Below are 3,406 nucleotides of genomic sequence, written 5' to 3'. Positions count from 1 at the left end.
GCTGTAGACCATCACCAGGCCGAGCGAGAGCAGGGCGACGACGACGAAGACGAGGGCCCGGTCGAAGCCGAGCAGCCGCGCCGGCTGGCCGGCATCGACGCTGATCCACTCGCGCACCGGGATCGGCTCGGCGACGGCGCGACGCCCGCGCCCCGCCGGCTTCGCCGGCGCCGCCGATGGCGTCGGCGCGAGCCGTTCGCGCCACGACTGGAGGATGTCCGTCAGAACGGCGCTCATGCCGCGTGTCCCTGCAGCGACGCCTCGGCCAGCGCCTGCACCGCGGCGACGAAGACCTCGGCGCGGTGCCCGTAGTTGCGGAACATGTCGAGGCTGGCGCAAGCCGGGCTCAGCAGGACGGCGTCGCCCGGCTCGGCGCGCGCGAAGGCGGCAGCGACCGCGGCCTCAAGCGTGTCGCAGCGCTCGACCGGCAGACCGGCACGCCTGACGATCTTCTCGATCGCCGCGGCGTCGCGGCCGATGGTGATCGCGGCGCGGGCGTGCCGGCGCAGCGGCTCGGCCAGCGGCGCGAAGTCTTGGCCCTTGCCGTCGCCGCCGAGGATCACCACGAGGCGGCCCGGCGCGCGCTCCGCGCCGAGCCCGACCAGGGCGGCGACGGTCGCGCCGACGTTGGTGCCCTTGCTGTCGTCGAAGGCGTCGATGCCTTCGACGCGGCCGACGTGCTCGACCCGGTGCGCCTCGCCGCGGTACTCGCGCAGCGCGTGCAGCATGGGCGCGAGCGGGCAGCCGATCGCCGTCGCCAGGGCCAGGGCGGCGAGCGCGTTGAGCGCGTTGTGGCGGCCGCGGACGCGCAGCGCGTCGGCGGGCATGAGGTGCTGCAGGCCGATCGCGGCGCCCGGCTCGTCGTCGTCGCGCGCGCGCACCAGCCAGGCCATGTCGTTCTCGACGACGAGCCCGAAGTCGCCGCGGCGCTCGGGCGCGCCGGCGCCGAAGAACACCGTCGTGCGCGCGATCGTCTTCGGTGCCCGGCCCTTCTTCACCGGCAGCTGCACCGGTGGCGGGACGAGCTGGCGCACGACCGCGTCGTCGCGGTCGACGACGATCACCGCGCGGCGGCCGAAGATGCGCGCCTTGGCGGCGGCATACGCCGCGAACGAGCCGTGCCAGTCGAGGTGGTCCTCGGTCAGGTTGAGCAGGGCGACGGCGTCGGCGTCGAGGGCGCCTTCGGCGCTGCCGGCGAGCTGGAAGCTCGACAGCTCCAGGACCCAGACCTCGGGCAGGCGCTCGCACGCACTGTCATACGGGCCGGCGTCTAGGGCGTCGGCCAGCGTCTGCAGGAGGGTCGGCCCGATGTTGCCGGCGGCGGCGACGCGGCGCCCGCTGCGCTCGACGAGCAGCGCCGTCATCGCCGTCGTCGTCGTCTTGCCGTTGGTGCCGGTGACGGCGACGATCTTCGGCGCGTAGTCGAGGCCCGTGCGCAGCTCGTCGAGCGCCTCGTGGAAGAGGTCGAGCTCGCCTCGCACCGGGATGCTCGCGGCATGGGCGGCGGCGAGCAGCGGCGCGACGCGCGCATCGCCGGGTGCCAGGCCCGGGCTCTGCAGCACGCGGGTGATGCCGTCGAGCGCGCCGGCGTCGAGCGCACCGTGCAGCCGCTCGGCCGCGGGCACGTGCTCGGCGAGACCCGGAGCCTGCGGCGGCTCGGCGCGCGAGTCCCAGACGCGGACGGTCTCGCCCGAGCGCGCGACCCAGCGCGCCATGGCGAGGCCCGAGATGCCGAGGCCGAGGACCAGCGTCGTCATCGCAGCTTCAGGCTGGCCAGGCCGACCAGGCACAGCAGCATGGTGATGATCCAGAAGCGGACGACGACCTGCGTCTCCTGCCAGCCGGACTTCTCGAAGTGGTGGTGCAGCGGCGCCATCTTGAGGAAGCGCCGCCCGGCGCCGTAGCGTCGCTTCGTGTACTTGAACCAGACCACCTGGGCCATCACCGACAGCGCCTCGGCGACGAAGATCCCGCCCATGATCGCGAGGACGATCTCCTGCCGGGTGATGACGGCGATGGTGCCGAGCGCGCCGCCGAGGGCGAGCGCGCCGACGTCGCCCATGAAGACCTGCGCCGGGTAGGCGTTGAACCAGAGGAAGGCGAGCCCCGCGCCCGCCATCGCCGCGCAGAAGATGAGCAGCTCGCCGGCGCCGGGGATGTACGGGAAGAGCAGGTAGCGGCTGTAGACCGAGCTGCCGGTCACGTACGCGAACACGCCGAGCGCCGAGCCGACCATCACCACCGGCATGATGGCCAGGCCGTCCAGGCCGTCGGTGAGGTTGACGGCGTTGCTGCTGCCGACGATCACCAGGTAGGTGAGGACGATGAAGCCGAACACGCCGAGCGGGTAGCTCACCGACTTGAAGAAGGGCACGATCAGGTCGGCCTTCGGCGGCAGGTCGTTCGAGAAGCCGCTCTGCACCCAGCGCAGGAAGAGCTCGAGGACGCGCAGGTTCGAGGTCTCGCTGACCGAGAACGCGAGGTAGAGCGCGGCGACGATGCCGATCAGCGACTGCCAGAAGTACTTCTCGCGCGAGCGCATGCCTTCCGGGTTCTTGTGCACGACCTTGCGCCAGTCGTCGGCCCAGCCGATCGCGCCGAAGCCGATCGTCACGACCATCACGATCCAGACGAAGCGGTTGCTCCAGTCGAACCAGAGCAGCGTCGACACGCCGATGCCGAGCAGGATGAGCACGCCGCCCATCGTCGGCGTGCCGGTCTTCGCCTGGTGCGCCTCGACGCCGTAGGCGCGGATCGGCTGGCCGATCTTCAGCGCGCTCAGGCGGCGGATCACCCACGGGCCGAAGACCAGGCCGATCAGCAGCGAGGTCATCGCGGCCATGATGGCGCGGAAGGTCAGGTACTGGAAGACGCGGAAGAAGCCGAACTCCGGCGACAGCGTCTGCAGCCAGTCGGCCAAGCTAAGCAGCATGCGCGCCTCCCGCGGTCTCGCCGGTGAGCGCGGCGACGACGCGCTCCATGGCCATGAAGCGCGAGCCCTTGACCAGGACGGAGGCGAAGTCAGGCGCCTCGCCGAGGGCGGCGATCAGGCCCTCGGCGTCGGCGAAGCGGCGCCCGCCGGCGAAGCCCGTCACCGTGCTCGCGCTTTCCGGACCCGCCGCCCACAGCGCCTCGATCCCGCGCTCGGCGGCGTAGGCACCGACCTCGCGGTGGAACGCCGGGCCCTGGTTGCCGACCTCGCCCATGTCGCCGAGGACGAGCCAGCGCGACGGCGGCAGCGCGGCCAGGACGTCGATGGCGGCGCGCACGGAATCCGGGTTGGCGTTGTAGCTGTCGTCGACGAGCGTGCGCAGCGCGCCGTCGCGCTCGAAGCGGCGCGCCTGCGAACGGCCGCGCACCGCCGCGAAACCGGCCAGGCCCGCCGCGACGGCGTCGAGCGGGCAGC

At 72.8% G+C, this 3,406-nt stretch carries 3 protein-coding genes and 1 pseudogene; all 4 read right to left on the bottom strand.

Annotation, left to right across the window (positions count from 1 at the left end):
* Nucleotides 1-237, bottom strand: a pseudogene (locus AC30N0_RS10280) (hypothetical protein); the annotation flags it as partial.
* A complete protein-coding gene (gene murD / locus AC30N0_RS10275; protein WP_489517822.1) occupies nt 234-1,757 on the bottom strand; it encodes a UDP-N-acetylmuramoyl-L-alanine--D-glutamate ligase in 1,524 nt (507 codons plus the stop codon). The gene murD and the pseudogene AC30N0_RS10280, both read right to left, overlap by 4 nt.
* Entirely contained in the window at nt 1,754-2,932 is a 1,179-nt protein-coding gene (gene mraY / locus AC30N0_RS10270; protein WP_489517821.1) for a phospho-N-acetylmuramoyl-pentapeptide-transferase, read from the bottom strand. Before mraY ends, murD begins: the two co-directional genes overlap by 4 nt.
* A partial coding sequence (locus AC30N0_RS10265; RefSeq protein WP_489517820.1) for a glutamate ligase domain-containing protein occupies nt 2,922-3,406 on the bottom strand: 485 nt, incomplete at its 5' end. The genes mraY and AC30N0_RS10265, both read right to left, overlap by 11 nt.

Source organism: Rhizobacter sp. (assembly GCF_031412495.1).
In the GTDB taxonomy this organism is placed as follows: domain Bacteria; phylum Pseudomonadota; class Gammaproteobacteria; order Burkholderiales; family Burkholderiaceae_C; genus Schlegelella_A.
This window is presented reverse-complemented; position numbering and strand designations above follow the sequence as displayed.